General features: G+C 69.7%; 13 protein-coding genes and 1 pseudogene. 4 read left to right on the forward strand and 10 right to left on the reverse strand.

Features of this window, described 5'->3' with window-relative positions; translation table 11 throughout:
* Positions 1-187: 187 nt before the first annotated feature.
* The 8 genes from ACSU6M_RS27350 to ACSU6M_RS27385 all read right to left on the reverse strand — a co-directional run bounded on the left by ACSU6M_RS27350 (position 188) and on the right by ACSU6M_RS27385 (position 9,787).
* Entirely contained in the window at positions 188-1,210 is a 1,023-nt protein-coding gene (locus tag ACSU6M_RS27350; RefSeq protein WP_437073118.1) for a dipeptidase, read from the reverse strand.
* A gap of 85 nt (positions 1,211-1,295) precedes the next feature.
* Positions 1,296-1,991 carry an ABC transporter ATP-binding protein gene (locus ACSU6M_RS27355; protein ID WP_437073120.1) on the reverse strand — a complete coding sequence of 232 codons (696 nt, stop codon included), beginning with the start codon at positions 1,989-1,991 and terminating at the stop codon, positions 1,296-1,298.
* Complete coding sequence (locus ACSU6M_RS27360; RefSeq protein WP_437073121.1) at positions 1,988-3,805, reverse strand: dipeptide/oligopeptide/nickel ABC transporter permease/ATP-binding protein; 1,818 nt, start codon at positions 3,803-3,805, stop codon at positions 1,988-1,990. Before ACSU6M_RS27360 ends, ACSU6M_RS27355 begins: the two co-directional genes overlap by 4 nt.
* A complete protein-coding gene (locus ACSU6M_RS27365; protein ID WP_437073122.1) occupies positions 3,805-4,824 on the reverse strand; it encodes an ABC transporter permease in 1,020 nt (339 codons plus the stop codon). Before ACSU6M_RS27365 ends, ACSU6M_RS27360 begins: the two co-directional genes overlap by 1 nt.
* Complete coding sequence (locus ACSU6M_RS27370; RefSeq protein ID WP_437073124.1) at positions 4,821-6,398, reverse strand: ABC transporter substrate-binding protein; 1,578 nt, start codon at positions 6,396-6,398, stop codon at positions 4,821-4,823. Before ACSU6M_RS27370 ends, ACSU6M_RS27365 begins: the two co-directional genes overlap by 4 nt.
* A gap of 215 nt (positions 6,399-6,613) precedes the next feature.
* The gene (locus ACSU6M_RS27375) at positions 6,614-7,510 is read right to left on the reverse strand and encodes a serine hydrolase (RefSeq protein ID WP_437073126.1); all 897 of its coding nucleotides are present in this window, start codon (positions 7,508-7,510) and stop codon (positions 6,614-6,616) included.
* Between the two features lie 9 nt (positions 7,511-7,519).
* Positions 7,520-8,440: a serine hydrolase gene (locus tag ACSU6M_RS27380; protein WP_437073128.1), complete on the reverse strand. Its 921-nt coding sequence runs from the start codon at positions 8,438-8,440 to the stop codon at positions 7,520-7,522.
* 21 nt (positions 8,441-8,461) lie between these two features.
* Complete coding sequence (locus ACSU6M_RS27385) at positions 8,462-9,787, reverse strand: serine hydrolase domain-containing protein (RefSeq protein WP_437073130.1); 1,326 nt, start codon at positions 9,785-9,787, stop codon at positions 8,462-8,464.
* Positions 9,788-9,956: 169 nt separating this feature from the next.
* Between ACSU6M_RS27385 and ACSU6M_RS27390 the strand changes: the two genes are divergently transcribed.
* Positions 9,957-10,544 (forward strand): isochorismatase family protein, encoded by a 588-nt coding sequence (locus tag ACSU6M_RS27390; protein ID WP_437073131.1) that lies wholly within the window; start codon positions 9,957-9,959, stop codon positions 10,542-10,544.
* A 5-nt stretch (positions 10,545-10,549) separates the two neighbouring features.
* On the opposite strand, the gene ACSU6M_RS27395 is transcribed toward ACSU6M_RS27390, so the two are convergent.
* Both ACSU6M_RS27395 and ACSU6M_RS27400 read right to left on the reverse strand, forming a co-directional pair.
* On the reverse strand, positions 10,550-12,232 hold the full coding sequence (locus ACSU6M_RS27395) for a PucR family transcriptional regulator (protein ID WP_437073133.1): 1,683 nt from the start codon (positions 12,230-12,232) through the stop codon (positions 10,550-10,552).
* 86 nt (positions 12,233-12,318) lie between these two features.
* Positions 12,319-13,044 carry an aspartate/glutamate racemase family protein gene (locus ACSU6M_RS27400; RefSeq protein ID WP_437073135.1) on the reverse strand — a complete coding sequence of 242 codons (726 nt, stop codon included), beginning with the start codon at positions 13,042-13,044 and terminating at the stop codon, positions 12,319-12,321.
* A 649-nt stretch (positions 13,045-13,693) separates the two neighbouring features.
* Between ACSU6M_RS27400 and ACSU6M_RS27405 the strand changes: the two are divergent.
* The 3 genes and pseudogenes from ACSU6M_RS27405 to ACSU6M_RS27415 form a co-directional block, all read left to right on the forward strand.
* Positions 13,694-13,927, forward strand: a pseudogene (locus ACSU6M_RS27405) (transposase); the annotation flags it as partial.
* Positions 13,928-14,809: 882 nt separating this feature from the next.
* On the forward strand, positions 14,810-15,049 hold the full coding sequence (locus ACSU6M_RS27410) for a hypothetical protein (protein ID WP_437073136.1): 240 nt from the start codon (positions 14,810-14,812) through the stop codon (positions 15,047-15,049).
* A gap of 395 nt (positions 15,050-15,444) precedes the next feature.
* A complete protein-coding gene (locus ACSU6M_RS27415) occupies positions 15,445-15,804 on the forward strand; it encodes an XRE family transcriptional regulator (protein ID WP_437073138.1) in 360 nt (119 codons plus the stop codon).
* Positions 15,805-16,044 lie beyond the last annotated feature (240 nt).

Raw genomic sequence — 16,044 nt, forward strand, 5'->3', positions numbered from 1 at the left:
GTGGTCGTGCGGCACGAGTGTGTCCTCCAGGGTGGGATGACGGCCACGCTAGGCACGCGGGCCGGGGGCGAGTTGGTACCCCGGTGACAAGATCAGCGGCCGATTCGTACGGGGAACCGAACGACGGAGTACGACGGTGCCCGGCGCGTCGTACGAACCACCGGGCACCGTCTCGCCCGGTGGGCCGTCAGCCCATGTGCTTGCTCATGAGGCGCCGCGTGTTCCCGCCGAGGACCTTCAGGATGTCCTCCTCCGGTAGGCCCCGGCGGACCAGTGCGTCGGTGACCAGTGGCATGCCGGACGGGCCCTCCAGGCCGGGGAAGTCGAACAGGGGGTCCTCGTCGTCGAGGTTCTCGCAGCAGGGCGGGGTGACGTCGTGCATGACCTCGCGCACGAAGTCCGACCCGAGGCCGACATGGTCGATCCCGGCCACGGAGACGATGTGCTCGATGTGGTCGACGACCCGGTCGACGCTCACTTTCGCCTGGTCGTCGGTGAGGAAGTCCGGCACGAAGTTCACGCAGACCACGCCGCCGGTGTCGGCCACCCCTCGGATCTGGTCGTCGGTGAGGTTGCGGTGGTGGTCGCGCAGGGCGCGGGCGCAGGAGTGGGTGGCGATCAGCGGACGGGTGGCGAGCTCCAGGACGTGGGCGACACCGCTCGCTCCCAGATGGGAGATGTCGAAGAGGATGCCCAGGCGTTCCATCTCCCGCAGCGCCTCGACACCGGGCGCGGTCAGCCGGCTGCCGGTGGCGTCCTCCCGGCTGCCGTCGGCGAGCGGGGTGCGGCCCCAGTGGGCGATGGACGCGATCCGCACGCCGAGCCGGAACAGGGTGGAGAACAGTTCCACGGAGGCGTCGATGCCGGGCGCGCTCTCCAGCGCGAGCACGAGGGCGAGCTTGCCCTCGGCGAGTGCGGCGTCGATGTCGCCACCGCCCAGGCACAGGGCGACCTGGTCGGCGTTGGCCTCGGCGAGCACATGCGCGCATTCGATCATGCGGAGGGTCTGCCGTAGCGCCCCTTCGGGCCGGTACTGGTCGTCGATGAAGACCGGCAGCACCTGGATGTCGATGCCGCCCTCGCGCAGTTGGGGCAGCCAGCGTTCCCGGAAGAATCCGCCCCAGCGCTGCGGTGGGCGCGCGGCGACGGCCATCAGGAGGTCGTTGTGGGCGTCGGCGACGACGGCACGGCGATGCAGGTCCAAGGACACGGCAGGGGCCTTTCGCATGGAGAGGGGGCAGGTGTGGCCCGGCGGCCGTCCGCGTGACGGGCCGCCGGGCCGGGCGGGCAGGCGATCAGGCGTGGGCCAGACGCGGAACCGCGTCCAGCAGTGCGCGGGTGTACTCGTGGCGGGGCGTGGCGATCACGTACTCGACGGGGCCGAACTCCACCATCCGTCCGTGGCGCATGACGGCGACGGTGTCGCAGACGTAGCGCACGACGGCGAGGTTGTGGGAGATGAACAGCATCGTCAGGCCGAGCTCGGTGCGCAGGTCGCGGATGAGGTTGAGCACGGCGCCCTGCACGGAGACGTCTAGTGCGGAGGTGATCTCGTCGGCGATGAGCACTTCCGGGCGGGCGGCCAATGCGCGGGCGATGGCGACGCGTTGCCGCTGGCCGCCGGAGAGTTCGCGGGGGTACTTGGACGCGTACGCGGCCGGCAGCGAGACCATGTCCAGGAGCCGCTCGACCTCGGCCGCTCGCTGAGCGCGCGGTACGCGGGCGCCCTCGGCGACGGCGTCGCCGATGCTCATGCGCGGGTTGAGCGAGGAGTACGGGTCCTGGAACACCATCTGGACGCGGCCGCGTTCGACGCCGGAGACCGTGCCCTGGTAGGGCGTCAGGCCGGCCACGGCCCGGGCGAGGGTGGACTTGCCCGAGCCGGATTCTCCGACGAGGCCGCAGACCGACCCTTGGGGCACCTGGAGGCTGACGCCGTGCACGGCAGTGAAGGAGCCGAAGCGGACGGTGAGGTCGTCGATGTTCATCATGCCTCCCAGCACGCCACCGCGTGCCCGTTGACGGTGGTGGCGAGTTCGGGGCGGTTCGTCCGGCAGCGGGCGGTGGCCAGCGGGCAGCGGTCGGCGAACGCGCAGCCGGGGCCGACGTCCGCCGGTGAGGGCTGGCGGCCGGGGATGGTGGTCAGCGGTTTGGAGCGGTCGGTGTCCATGTCCGGCAGCGAGCCGATCAGGGCACGGGTGTAGGGGTGGCGGGCGGTGTGCAGGGTGTCGGCATCGAGTTCCTCGACGATGCGTCCGGCGTACATCACGGCGATCCGGTCGCACAGTTCGCTGACGACGGCGATGTCGTGGGAGATGAACAGGGCACCGGCCCGTGTGTCGTCGACGACCTCGCGCAGCACCTTGATCACTTCGCGCTGGACGGTGACGTCCAGGGCGGTGGTCGGCTCATCGGCGATGATCAGACGGGGTGTGCCCATGAGTCCCATGGCGATGACGGCACGCTGGCGCATGCCGCCGGACAGCTCGTGCGGATACTGGCGGACGACCTGAGCGGGCTCCTTGATCCGGACCCGCCCCAGCCGCTCCACCGCGCGGGCCCGTGCCTCGGTGCGGGTGGCGCCGTCGTGCAGGACGGCCACCTCGGCGAGCTGGCCGCCCACCCGGAGGGCGGGGTTGAGGGAGGAGGTGGGGTCCTGGAAAACCATAGCCAGCGACGAGCCGAGCAGCTTGCGGCGCTCGGTGTCGCTCAAGCCGTCCAGGTCCACCCCGCACAGTCGGGTCCGTGCGCTGCCGGCCAGGCCCGGGTAGGGCACTGTCTGACCGATGGCGGCGGCCGTCATGCTCTTGCCGCTGCCCGACTCGCCGACCAGGCCGACGATCTCGCCCGGGTGCACGGTCAGCGAGACCTGGCGTACGGGCGTGACGCCGCCGGGGAAGGAGACGGTCAGGTCGCGGACCTCGAGGACCGCGTCCCGCACGGGGACGCCCTGGGCCGTGAGCACCGCGGGGTCGACGGGTTCCCCGACCGGGTCGCCGGTGGTCGCGGCGGCCTTGGCGAAGGTGTCGCCCAGCAGCATGAACCCGAGCCCGGCGAGGGCGACCGCGGTGGCGGGCGCGACGACGACGGACGGGGTGACGTAGACGTGCCCGAAGGCTTCGTTGAGCAGTCGTCCCCAGTCGTAGGACGGCGCCTGGACGCCCATCCCGAGGAAGGACATCGCCGACAGGCCGAGCAGGGCCGCGCCCATGGACTGCGCGGTGTTGAGGATGAGCGGTTCGGCGACGTTGGGCAGCAGGTGCCGGGTGAGGATGCGGTGACGCGGGACCTGCAGCATGCGGGCGGCCGCGATGTAGTCGGAGCCCGCGATGGACGCGGTCAGGGTGTGGGTGAGGCGGGCGAAGGTCGGTGCGAGCGCCACTCCGATGCCCAGGACGGCACCTTGCGCGCCGAGTCCCGCGACGACGGCGGTGAACATCGCCAGCAGCAGGGCGGGGAAGGCGACGAGGATGTCGACGGCGGCGACGACCAGCTGTCCGGCTCTGCGCGGCAGCAGGGAGGGCAGGGTGCCGAGCAGGACTCCGCACACGGTGCCGATCAGCGTCGCGAGGAATGCCAGGCCCAGGGTGAGCCGGGTGGCGACCAGGGTGCGGGCGAGCAGGTCGCGGCCGAGGGCGTCCGTGCCGAGCAGGTGTGCGCCGGATGCCCCCTGGTTGATCTGCCGCGGGTCGATGCGGGCGGCGGCGTCGCCCCAGATCGGCGGGGCGATCAGCGCGAGCAGGATCATCACGGCGACCAGGACGGCGCCGAGCAGGCCGGCGGGGTTTCTCAGCAGGCGGCGCATCAGCCCTCCTGGCGGGTCGGGGCGGACAGGGAGGACTTGGGGTCGAGGAGTCCGAGGAGGACGTCGACGAGGAAGGTGACCAGGAGGACGAGCGCGCCGTAGACGAGGATCATGGCCTGGGCGACGGGATAGTCCTTCTGCGTGATGGCCTCGACCGTCCGCTGTCCCAGTCCGGGCCAGGCGAAGACGTTCTCCACCAGCACGCTGCCGGTGATCAGTCCGCCGAGCAGCAGCCCGCCCATGGTCAGGGTCGCGGTGAGGGTGTTGGGCAGCAGATGCACCGCGTACAGCCGCCGGGCGGGCAGTCGCTTGGCGTGGGCCAGGCGCATGTAGTCGGTGTCGAGTTCGCGCAGGGTCTCCACCCGTGCCAGCCGGGCGATCATCGCGGCGGGGGCGATCGAGAGGGCGGTGACGGGCAGGACGTAGGAGGCCGGGCCGGTCAGACCGGCCGGCGGGAACACGCCCAGGCCCAGCGCGAACACGAGGAGCAGCGCGAGACCGTAGAGGTACTCGGGGATGGCGATGGCCGCCCCGGTGAGCAGGGTGAACGTGGTCTCGGTCCTGCGGCGGCGCCCCTGGTGGGTGCGGACCGCCGACCACATGCCCAGCGGGATCGCGATGGCCAGCGCGACGAGTGTGGCGAGCACCGCGAGCGCCAGGGTGTTCGGCAGGCCCTGGGCGATGATGTCGCTCACTGGCTGGGAGGAGAAGAACGACGTCCCCAGATCGCCGCTGAACATGTCCTGGACGTAGTGCCAGAACTGGGTCGGGAGCGAGTCGTCCAGACCGAGCTCCGCTCGGCGGGCGTCGACCAGCTCCTTCGGAGCGGTCGGGCCGAGCATCTGCCGCAGCGGGTCGCCGGGAATGAGGTGGATCATCGCGAACGACGCCACGACGAGGACGGCGAGGGAGACGACCAGCCGCAGCAGATGCCGGGCGAAGAAGCGAGGGGTCAGCCGCCGGGTGTGCCGTGGCCGGGAGGAAGCCTGCGTGGCGGGTTCGTTCAGGGTGGTGGTCATGACTCGGCTCCCGTCATCCGGATCGACGTCGGGTCGAACAGCCCCGCCGTGATGCGAAAGGTGGCGTTGTACGAGGCGGTGGTGAGGGTCTTGTCGACGACGGGGACGAGATCGCCGCTGCCGAACAGGGCGCTCTCCGACCGTGCCCACTTGGCGCAGCCCTCGGCACCCGGGAGCTTGCTCGCCGCGGCGGTGAGCTCCTCGTACCGCTTGTTGGTGAGGTGGGCGAAGTTGCCGCCGTCCGGGGTGAAGGGACCCGACAGCGCACCGAGCAGCTGGGTGGGCAGAGTGACGCCGAGCGGCGCCCAGTTCACGTCCCAGTCCTGGGTGACCGCCTCGACCTCGCCGTAGGCGGCGTCCGACAGGGCGCGCAACCGCACGTCCACGCCGACCTTCTTCCAGGCGTCGGCCAGGTATTCGGCCGCCGCGGCCATGGTCTCCCCGGCGGAAGTGCCGTAGATCATCCGGATGGTGAGCTTGCGGCCGTCCTTGCGGCGGACGCCGTTGCCGGAGCGGTGCCATCCGGCCGCTTCCAGTGCCGACTCGGCCGCGCGCGGGTCGAAGGCGGGCAGGTGACCAGCGACGGTGTCACCGGGGCAGGGGCGTGGCTGCATGACCAGCCCAGTGGGCCGCTGTCCGGTTCCGGCGGTGGCGATCTGCCCGAGGTCGCGCAGGTCGACCGCCTGGAGCAGGGCCTTGCGTACGGCCGGGTCGTGACCGGGGTGCCCCTGGCCCTGGTGGAAGAAGAACTCCTGCGTGCCGTTGGGCTGGACCGTGGTGGTGATACCGGGGACGTTGGTCACCCGGGCGCGGTCGGGGCCGGCGAACTGTGCGGCGTTCAGCTGATGGGAGAGCAGCAGGTTGGCCGCGGTCGCTTCGCTGCCGACGACCTTCAGGACGACCGAACCGGGCATGGCCTGGTCGGATGCGGTGGCCCCGCCGGGGCCCCAGGCGTAGTCCTTGCGTCGGGTGAACGTGTAGCTCTGGTTCGGCTCGGCCGAAGTCAGTTGGAAGGGGCCCGATCCGGACGTGCCGTCCTCCAGCAGGGAGCGGTCCTTCAGCCCGGCGCCGCAGACCATGAACAGGTAGCGGGTGCTCTCCAGGATGAACGCGAACGGCTCGGGCGTCGACAGGGTCACGGTGCCCGCGGCGTCGTCGGCTTTCGCGGTCAGGCCCTCGGGGACCACGACGCCGTACGCCGGTGACTTCGTCGCCGGATCGGTGATGTGGGCGACGTTGGCGGCGATGGTGCTCGCGGTGACCGGGCTGCCGTCCGCGCAGGTGACGCCCCGGCGCAGGGTGAAGGTGACCGAGGAGGGCTTGACCACCCACTTGTCGGCCAGGCCCGAGACGATACGGCCGTCGGGGTCGACGTTCACCAGGGTGTCGTAGGCCAGCGACAGCGCGGTGTAGGTGGTGGTGTTCTGCACCAGAGCCGGATCGAGCAGTCCGGGGTCGCTCTTGATCGCGAAGCTGAAGGCGTCACCACCGGCCGACCCGGCCTGGCCGCTGCCGCATCCGGCGGCCAGCAGCGACGCCGCGAGACAGGCGGCAACCGCTCGGGCTTTCTTCATAGGGGGCTCCTTGGGGCGGAAAGGTTGCCCCACATTCGCGAGTGCCGGCCAAAAATGATTCAGACGGGACGACAAAGTCCAGGGTGTGGTTTCGGAGTGCTGCCCCAAGTGGCTTCCGGCCCGTGCGGCCGGCACGGCCTCCGTGAACGCGTCCGCCCCGGACCGCGCTCGAGGTCCGGGGCAGGCAGGGGTGGGGCTCATGACGTGCTCGACGGTCAGGATCGCAGGTGGTCGATGACGGCGCGGGCGGCTTGGCCGATGGCGCGGTCGGCGCGTGGCTGCCGGTTGGCGGGGGAGGAGGTCCGCAGGAACACGCCCACCGCGTACCGCTTGCCGTCGGGGTACTCGATGACGCCCGCCTCGTTGCGGACGGTGAAGTCCGTTCCTGTCTTGCCCGCGAGCCGCACGCCGCTCTCGGGGAAACCGGAGACGAGCCGGTGCTGCCACACCTGCCGGCTCATGATGTCCCTCACCTCGGCACATGCCTGCGCCGGGCCCGCCTCGTCCCGCCAGACGGCGGCCAGCAGCGCGGTCACCTCACGCGGGGTACTGGACGGAGTGCGCTGCGGGTCACCGGCGCTCAGGGTCATCAGGCGCTCCGCCGGGACGCTGCAGAGTTGGTCGTCGATCGAGCGGTTCGGGTCGAGCCCGAGCTCACGGCGGATGTCGTCGTCCAGCGCATGGCAGGAGGACACACCGAACCCTTCGAACCCCAGCTCGACCAGGGTCTTGCGCACCCGGTCGAGGCCGACTACGTCCAGCAGCAGGTCGGTCGCGGCGTTGTCGCTGATCGTCATCATCATGAACGCCAGGTCCCGGGCGCTCATCTCGACGTCGTAGGCGCATCCGTCGGTGCCGCTGCCGCCCGCCCGGTAGGCGGCCGTCACCGTGTGCCGTGCGGCCGGGTCCAGTTGTCCGTCGGCCACCTGGCGGGCGTACTCCAGACAGATGGGGATCTTGAACACCGAGGCGAGGACGACCCGGGAGTCGGCGCCGTGACCGAACTCGTCGCCGGTGTCGATGTCGCGGGCGTGGACGAAGCCTTCGACCCCGGCTTGCCCGAAGAGGGACGAGAGCAGGGTGCGGACCTGCGGCTCGGCGGCTGTGGACATGTCGTCTCCTCAGAAGGTGGTGTCGGGCCTGGTGCGGCGCAGGTGGTCGACCGCGGTCCGGGCCGCGCGTCCGATCGCGGCGTCGGCGGCGGGGTTGCGGCCATTCAGCGCGGGGAGGCGCAGGAAGACCGCCACGGCGTAGCGGCCCCCGTCGGGGTACTGGGCCACTCCGGCTTCGTTGAGTACGCCCCACAGGGCGCCGTTCTTCGCCGCGACCTTGACGTCGGCGTCGAAACCGGCGATGAGGCGGTGCGTGGACAACTGACGGCTCATCAACTCCCGAACCTCGGCACACGCCTCTGCCGGACCGGCGCGGTCGCGCCAGATCGCGGTGAGCAGGGCGGTGATCTCGCGGGGGGTGCTGGAGGCGGAGCGCGTGGGGTCGAGCATGGCCAGGCCGCGGATCCGCTCCTCGCTGACCTGGTCCAGTTGGGCGTCGATGTCGCCGTCCGGGTCGATGCCGAGTTCCGCCCAGACCGGGTCCCACAGGTCGCGGTACCGACCCACCGGCAGGTGCGGGCAGCCGAGTTCGGCGGTGAGAGCGCGGACGTGATCGACCCCGAGGATTTCCATCAGTTTGTCGGTGGCCGCGTTGTCGCTCATGGAGAGCATGAAGAACGCGAGGTCACGCGTGCTCATCGTGACGTCGTGCAGACAACTGTCGGTCCCTGTGCCACCCCCCTCACGGTTGGCCGAGGTGATCGTGTGCCGTGCAGCTCGGTCCAGCTGCCCAGTGGCCGCCTGGCGGGCGTAGGCCAGCGCGACCGGGACCTTGCGGATCGACGCGACGATGACCGGGGCGTCGGCCCGGAAGGCCACTTCGCGGTCGGTGTCGATGTCACGGGCGTGGAGGAAGCCCTCCACGCCCGCCTCGGTGAAGATCGACCGGAGGGTGGCTGCCGGATCGTCGTCGGCGGAGAGTGGTTCCATGGGACTCCGATCGTGGTCGGTTCAGCGGACCTTGGGGGTGGCACGGCCGCTGTAGTGCAGGTAGGAACGGCCGTCGGGACGGTTCTCGAACACCACCGCGTCCCACATCGCGTCGCTGGCGGAACGGCCGACGAAAGTGGTGGCCTCGACAGCGGTGAGCTCCAGGATTCGTGGCTGGGCCAGTCCGGCGAGGATGCCGGTCGGTTCCGTACGCAGCCGCAGGCGGCCCTCGTCAGAGGTCACGTGGATGCGGCTGCCTGCGCGCTCGTAGACACCGGTGAAGGCTTCGATGTCGGCCGCCACGGGCTCGACGGGCGGCGCGAGGGGCTCCGGCACTTTCACGCCGTGCAACTCGTGCAGGAGCTCGCTGACGAGGTGGTGCTGGAACTCGACGCTGTGGCCGCCGTTGACCAGCACGGCGATGACGGTCCCCAGGCCCGGCAGTACCCACAGCGCCGCGTGCTGGCCGATGGTGTCCCCGGTGTGGGAGACGACCTGGTGCCCGTCCCACTCGTCAAGGCTCCAGCCGATGCCCCACTGCTGTCCGCCCGCATACGGGTTGGGCAGGTCGACCTGGGCATGCCGCATCACCGCCGGGTCGGCGAGGAGGACACCGGGTGTGAGGTGGGCGCGGCCGAAGGCGACCACGTCCGCGGCACGGGCGCAGATGAGCCCTGCGGGGCCGACGGAGCGGGGCAGTCCCCAGGTCGGCACCACGGCACCGTGCTCGTCGTGGCCGACGGCGGCACCGAAGCGCAGTACGTCCTCCGGCAGCGTCCAGGTGTGGGCCAGCCCAAGGCGCTCGCAGATCTGCTCGCGCACTGCCTGGTCCCACGTCCCGCCGGTGAGCTTCTCGATCACCCGGCCCGCGATGACGAAGCCGGAGTTGCAGTACGAGTGCGAGTCCCCGACCGGGAAGGTCTGTTCCAGGTCGGCGCATGCTTCGACGTACCGCTGAAGACAGTCGTCACCACGGCCGGTGTCCAGGAACAGGTCGCCGTCGATACCCGACGTGTGCGTGAGCAGATGGCGCAGCGTGATGGCAGCAGTCGCCTCGGCGTCTCCCACCCGGAACTCCGGCAGGACCTCGGCGACGGGTGTGTCGAGAGTGACGCGTCCCTGTTCGGCCAGGAGCATGACCTGGGTAGCTGTCCAGACCTTGGTGATCGAGCCGATCTGGAACAGCGAGTCGGTGAGCACGGGGGCACCCGTCGTGGTGTTCAGGACACCGGTGGCGCAGGCGTGCGTCTCACCGCCGAACCAGAACGCCAGGCTCGCGCCCGGTACCGCCGACTCGGCGGCCAGCGCCTCCAGGCGGTTCGCCCAGTGCTCCATGTCGGCCTTCACGCACGCCTCCGGGGTGCTCGATTGACGTGGCCGCAGCCTAGGCACGGCCGCCCCCGGATTCTTGGTCCCTGGATACGAATGAGCAGCTCACAGCTTGGACGCGCGGACGACTCCAACGGGCGGCGTGATTCCTAGGGTGGCGTGACCCCGCAGCCAAGAGGAGACCGAGATGCCGCTGATCGACCGTGACGACTCCGCGCTGGTGATCATCGATGTGCAGAGCAACTTCTACCCGCCGCATCGACTCGACGTGGACCGGCAGCGGTTCGACGACATGGTGCGGCGCATCGTCTGGATCACGTCGGTGGGCGACCGTCTGGGCATTCCGGTTGTGGTGACCGAGGAGGCCCCCGAAGACAGCGGACACACCGTGCCGCAGATCCGCGAGGCGCTGCCGGCCCACGCGGTCACCCTGCCCAAGAACGCCTTCTCCGTGTGGGACAACCCCGACATCGCCGCCGCCGTCGAGGCCACCGGACGCACCACCATGGTCCTGGTCGGCATCGAGACCGACATCTGCGTCGCCCACTCGGCGATCCAGCTGCACCACGCCGGCAAGCGGGTGGTGGTCGTGGACGACGCCGCCTACTCGCCGGGCCAGGCCCACGAGCGGGGTCTGCGGCGCCTGGCCGACCGGGGCATCGAGACGCTGTCCACCAAGGAGCTGTTCTACGACTGGGTCCGCACCATCGAGGCCGCGGACGCCTTCCACGACACGCACCGCGACCTGCCGGTTCCGCCGGGCGTGCGGCTGTGAACCTTTCAGCGGGTTGAACCGGCGGGGTCCGCGGGGTCCGTTCCTTGAGGGCGGACCCCACCGCTGTCGGAGATGCCCATCAGGCGCAACTGCACCATCGCGGCGAACCTGGCGGATGGGTCCTGAAGGTCGATCCGGCCCACCTCGGCGACCCGGCGGATCCGATAGCGGAAGGTGTTGGGGTGGACGAACACGCTCGCCGAGGCGGCGATCACGTCACCGAAGGCGTCCAGCCAGGCCCGGAGCGTCTCCACGAGGTGGGCGTTGTGCTTGGCGTCGTAGGCCGCCAGCCGGGCGAGCGGGCCGGAGAGCTCGTCACGGTTGGCTATCGCCAGGTCCCGCATCTCCAGCAGGAGGGCGTCGATGTACACGTCGGAGATCGAGGCGACACGCTGAGAGGTCTGGCCGCTGAACAGCACCCGCAGCGCGCGATCGGCGTTGGTGCGAGAGCGCGGCAGCGCAGCCGGTTCCTGGGCCACCGATCCGATCCCGATGACGGCGCTCGCCCGTTCACCGGTGCGCTGGAGGAAGTTCGACGCCACCTGGGCAGCGCGTTCCCGGGCGTGGGCCGTGTCGTCGGCCACGGGGAACAGCGCGTAGGCCACGTCACCCAGCAGGGCCACGGCGGAACGCGGCTGCACAGCGGTGAGATGCACGGCCAGGGCGCCGGCCAGGCGCTGCCGCTCGGCGGTGATGTGGGCGTGGTCCTCGTCGTGGTCCGGTGCCAGCCCCATGGCCATGACCAGCGTGGGTTCATCGACCAGGCCGAGGCGGCCGAGCGCCTCGACGGCCCCCGCGCCGCCTTCCAGCACGGTTGTGACGAGCTCGGCACGCAGCCGGTTCTCCGCATCGGTACCCGCCCGGAAGCGCAGCATGTGGAGGGCGACGAGCTTGGCCGCCTCCAGGAACGCCTGCTCCCGCTCGGGGGTGAGCGGCCGGCGCAGCGCCGCCCACACCGAACCGAGGAACTCGTCCCCGGCACGCACGGCGACCGCGACCCTCGGCAGCGCCACCGCGTCACCGACCGTCGGCGCGGGGACGTGCACCAGACCGTCACTGCGGTACAGCTCCCGGAAAACGCCGTCCTCCTCATGAATACGCAGATAACGCTCCGGCACCTGCCGGGCCAGGATGCTTTCCACGCGGGCAGCATCCGCCTCGTCCTGTCGGCCCGAGAAGGCGAGAACCCGGGAACGCCGGTCCTCGATGGTGACGGGGGCGTCCAGCAGCGTGGCGATCGCGTTCGCCAGAGCGAACAGATCACCGGAGGGAACCCCGCCGAGCGTGTGTGCCTCGGCCTCGCCCACGTCCCCCTCGGAGAGCAGGGTGCGCAGCATCGCCGCCAGCTGTGCCCAGGACGCACCGCGGGTCAGGGCCAGCAGCGCTACGCCGGTCTCGGCCACTACCGGCCCGAGCTCGTCCGCGTCCGCGACAGGCCCTCGCACCACCAGGGCCGTGGCCTGATGACCCTGGAGACTGCGCAACAGCGCGGCGATGTCCTTGCCGCCCTGGACGCCCACGCCGAGCACGATCGCGTGCGCCGGGTAGTGCTGCTCGTCGTACGGGTCGTGGATGCCGACGCCGCCGATCTCCCCCGCCGTCCGCGCATCACCGTGGAGCAGGTCAAGAAGGGTGGAACCAAGATCCTCCAGCACCCGGCTGAGGCTCCTGGCGGGGTGCGTCGACATGTGCCTGATCATCTCCGCAGGTTAGGACCGACGAGGCCCCTGCGGCTTCGTGCCCCAGTACGAGGATATGCCGACGGCTCCGTCGCTCAGAACGAACCTCGCTCGGCAGGTTTCCAGAGCCGGTCGAGAGCGGTGTCCACCAGGGCGTCGGTCGAATCCACCAGCGGCAACACCTGGCCGGCCGCCCTGCTGATCAGCGGGATCTCCGTACACGCGGCAATCGCCACCTGCGCGCCCTTCTCCTTCAGGGTCTCGGTGGCCGCGGCGATCCAGTGCTCGGCATCGCTCAGGTCGCCACCCGCTTTCACCGCGCGGATGGCGCTGTCGACGTATGCATGCTGAACGCGGGACGGGACCTGGATCACCTCGACCCCAAGGACGGCCCCGGCACGCTCGTAGAGTTCCGCCAGACGTGTGCCTCGCGTCGCAAGGACGCCCACCCTCGCCACACCGGGCGCCTGGCCCGCCGCGGCCTGTAGCGCCGCTCTGATCATGTCCAGCACTTCGATACCTGTGGCCTTCGAGATTTGCTCGATGTAGGCATGTGCGGTGTTGCAGGGCACAGCGACGCAGCTGACCCCGGCCCGCCGCAGCCAGCGGGCGCCCTCCACCAACGCCGGCACCGGCGAGGGCCCTTCCCCCAGCAGTGCCGCGGTCCGGTCAGGAACGGCCGGGTCGGCCCACATGAGGACGGGCACATGCTCCTGGTCGGATCCGGCCGGGGTGCGCGCGACGAGTCGGCGGTAGAAGTCAGCGGTGGCCAGCGGCCCCATGCCGCCGAGGATCCCAAGGGCGGGGCGCACTCGGCTCATCGCCCCACCGCCCCGTGCCGGAGGGGATGCCGCATCGCGTGGGTGACCAGCCGGGGCCTGGAGGGGAAGGACAGGTGAGTCAAGGACGGCCTCTCAGAAAACCGGGACGATCGTTTGATCCTGGTTCTCAGCCGCGCACGGCAGGTCGTCGTCCGGCCCGAATTCCTCGGCCGGGATTGGTGCGTGTGTCCAGTCGGCTCCTGGTCCATGGCACCGGCACGGAACAGGCCGATGCATCCGGACAGGGGCTTGGTCCAGGCGACGAAGTCGACGGCTCAAAGCTGTGCGGCCCACCGAACGGGACGGCTGTCGGGCCGGATCGACTGCACGTGACACCGGAGTCCGGCACCGCTCCAGATCCGGTTGCCTGTCTTTGCACTTCCGGCGGCAGCAGCCGAACCCTCGATGCGAAGTCCCCCATGCACACGCACGACTCCGCCCTGACCGACCCGGTCCTCACGCACGTGCGTGAGCGTCTGACGACCGAGCGCCCTCCCCTTAATCACCCTGGCCGGCACGACAAGATCGACCAGACGTTTGTCGGGGCTCATCAGCGACGGCGGAAACGACCCGGAGGACGTGCTGCGCCTGTACGCCGAGCACCTCGCGCCGACGGCCGTCGCCTGCGACAGCCCGCGGTTTCAGCCCGGTCGAGCGTTCCTCGGGCAGCCGGCAATACCGTCGCCTCGACCGCGGCGGCGACCGGCAACCGAACGCGGCCCTGCACCGGATCGTGCAGACCCGCCTGCGCGTCGACCCGCGCACCCAGGACCACTACGAACGCCGCAGCAAGGAGAGCAAGACCGGACGCGAGATGGTCCGAAGCCTCAAGCGCTACGCCGCCCGGGAGGTCTTCCACCTGGTCAGACCTGTGCAGCCGTAACCCCTGTTATAGGGGCAGTCGTGAGACGTGAGAGGGTCTGACGCGTGAGTGAGACACCGTCGAACACCCTGCAATACCGCTTTGACGGGCCGGAAGAGGCCCCCGTACTGATCCTCGGTCCCTCACTGGGTACCACATGGCACAGGTTGTAACGGCCGTCTGTGGGCGTCCAGCCAGTCCGTGACGGGCGCGTAATGCCAGGTCATGGCCCCTGATCCGGGGGAGTCGACGCAGTCGGTGATAGGCGTGTGTGAGCGGCGTTCGACGAAAAGCCCCGCCGGCGCGGCCCGGCGGGGCTGCCGAATCAGTGGGTTGCAGGGTCCGGCGTGGGCACGTTGCACTCGGTTGTCCTCTCTCGAAGCACGCTAAGCAAGGACGCGGAGACGACAAGCGTCTTACGGTCGATGCGCAGCACGCGACCCCCGGAACGCTCCGCGACGAACCAAGTCGTGTCATTTACTTCTGCACAGTTCGACGCCTCCGGGGTGTCTGTGGCGCCTCCTGTCTCCTCAAGGCTGCATGGATCGCCGAACGCTTGGACGCGACGGTCTCGGCGCCTTGGATCCGGCGAGGATGTGGCCGCCTGTGTTCCCCGGCACAGCCTGGCGCGGGGCCGGTGCGGTGGGCTCGGTGGGGAGGGGCGCACGAGGATCCCGTGCGCGGCCTGTTCATGGCCGGGCGAGCCTGCCAACCTCTCTGCATCAGAGTGGAGTTGGGGGTCGCGCGTGGTGGCGGTACAGAGCAATGATCAGCGGCTGCTGGAGCGCATCTTGGAGGACCAGCATCGCAAACTGGCGCCGGACAAGAACCGAGATGACTTCTTCACGTTCTTCGCCGCGGACAAGGCTCTGCAGATGCCCGGCTGGTCGGCGGAGTGGAGGTATGGGCATGGTGAGCCCTGCGGGTCAGCCGCATCTGCTGCCCTGGGCCGGGCCGGAGGCCGGTGAACTCATAGGGGGTGAACTGCACTTGGTGACGGTCCAGTTGAACGACGTGTTGACCAGCGTGCACTGGACCGCGGTCAGCCGGGACGAGCACCTGCTTGCGCCAGCATACGAGGATCTCCACGCCATCGACGACGAGGACGCCAGTTGGACGCCGGCAACCCCGCAGCCTGTCTGACCTGCACACCGCCATACGCGTCTCTCGGCTGACGCTTCAGGGAGCGCAACACGTCAACCGTTGTTCTGCGCACCAGAGCTGCCGATCTTCCCTTCCACTCTTTCGCCGACGGCCTCGAGCGCGAGCGGGCCGCCGTCGACGCCGCCCTCGCCCTGCCCTGGCACAACGGCCGGACCGTAGGCGTCAACAACAAGATCAAGCTCCTCAACCAGCAGACCTATGCCGCGCGGGATGCGATCCTTTCCGCCAACTCATCCTGCTCAACTGACCATTAGCCGAGCTGATCAACGGCTACGAGAACCTTGGAAGACCCGCCTTGAGGACGCTCCGGCTGGATCGGCCGGCTTCACCTTGAACGCTAGCGCCAAACTTGGTTGGATTAGTAAGATACGAAGATGACTCAACGGTTTGCCGATATCTTGCAGGGCCTCATGGACAACCGTGGACTGTCCCCCCGGGCTGTTAGCCGCGCATCGGCGCGGGCTGAAGCGACCATTCTTCAATTGCTCCATGGGAGCGTTCCACCATCACCGGAAATAGTGAAGGACATCGCGCCAGTATTGCAGATCCCCGAAGCCGATTTGCTCGTGATCGCCGACCTCGCAACCAGGCAAACCTCAAGCCGCCCCAGCGCCTACCGTAATTCAACAGAGATCGGCGAGCTAGTTTCGATCGCGAGCTCGCTAGCGGATGGACAATTTCGGCGATTGATTGACGTTGCCCGTAGCCTAAAGGCGGAAGATCTCAACTGCTGATGTTGAAAGCGTGATGTCGCCGGGGGGGCGGTTGGTGATCCCTGCGGTGCCGTGTGCATGACGCATGCGCAGGGTGGGGCTTACGGCCGGGCTTTTCGTGAGCTGTTTTGAGGACGGAGACAGCCGAGCGTTTCGCGTGTGGCGCAAAGGCTGGTCGGAGGAAGGCATCAAGGCGTTGGCCTCGAATGGGCCGGCCTCGCTGCCGCTGCTCATGGATGGCCGGACCAGACCTGGACCCTG

This window comes from Streptomyces sp. enrichment culture (assembly GCF_964272895.1).
Lineage (GTDB): Bacteria > Actinomycetota > Actinomycetes > Streptomycetales > Streptomycetaceae > Streptomyces.

Bases quoted from the DNA above. Each gene is read 5' to 3' on its own strand.
- ACSU6M_RS27370 (WP_437073124.1), bottom strand. From the start codon at position 6,398: ATGAAGAAAGCCCGAGCGGTTGCCGCCTGTCTCGCGGCGTCGCTGCTG.
- ACSU6M_RS27390 (WP_437073131.1), top strand. From the start codon at position 9,957: ATGCCGCTGATCGACCGTGACGACTCCGCGCTGGTGATCATCGATGTG.
- ACSU6M_RS27355 (WP_437073120.1), bottom strand. From the start codon at position 1,991: ATGATGAACATCGACGACCTCACCGTCCGCTTCGGCTCCTTCACTGCC.
- ACSU6M_RS27365 (WP_437073122.1), bottom strand. From the start codon at position 4,824: ATGACCACCACCCTGAACGAACCCGCCACGCAGGCTTCCTCCCGGCCA.
- ACSU6M_RS27415 (WP_437073138.1), top strand. From the start codon at position 15,445: ATGACTCAACGGTTTGCCGATATCTTGCAGGGCCTCATGGACAACCGT.
- ACSU6M_RS27400 (WP_437073135.1), bottom strand. From the start codon at position 13,044: ATGAGCCGAGTGCGCCCCGCCCTTGGGATCCTCGGCGGCATGGGGCCG.
- ACSU6M_RS27380 (WP_437073128.1), bottom strand. From the start codon at position 8,440: ATGGAACCACTCTCCGCCGACGACGATCCGGCAGCCACCCTCCGGTCG.
- ACSU6M_RS27410 (WP_437073136.1), top strand. From the start codon at position 14,810: ATGGGCATGGTGAGCCCTGCGGGTCAGCCGCATCTGCTGCCCTGGGCC.
- ACSU6M_RS27360 (WP_437073121.1), bottom strand. From the start codon at position 3,805: ATGCGCCGCCTGCTGAGAAACCCCGCCGGCCTGCTCGGCGCCGTCCTG.
- ACSU6M_RS27375 (WP_437073126.1), bottom strand. From the start codon at position 7,510: ATGTCCACAGCCGCCGAGCCGCAGGTCCGCACCCTGCTCTCGTCCCTC.
- ACSU6M_RS27395 (WP_437073133.1), bottom strand. From the start codon at position 12,232: ATGTCGACGCACCCCGCCAGGAGCCTCAGCCGGGTGCTGGAGGATCTT.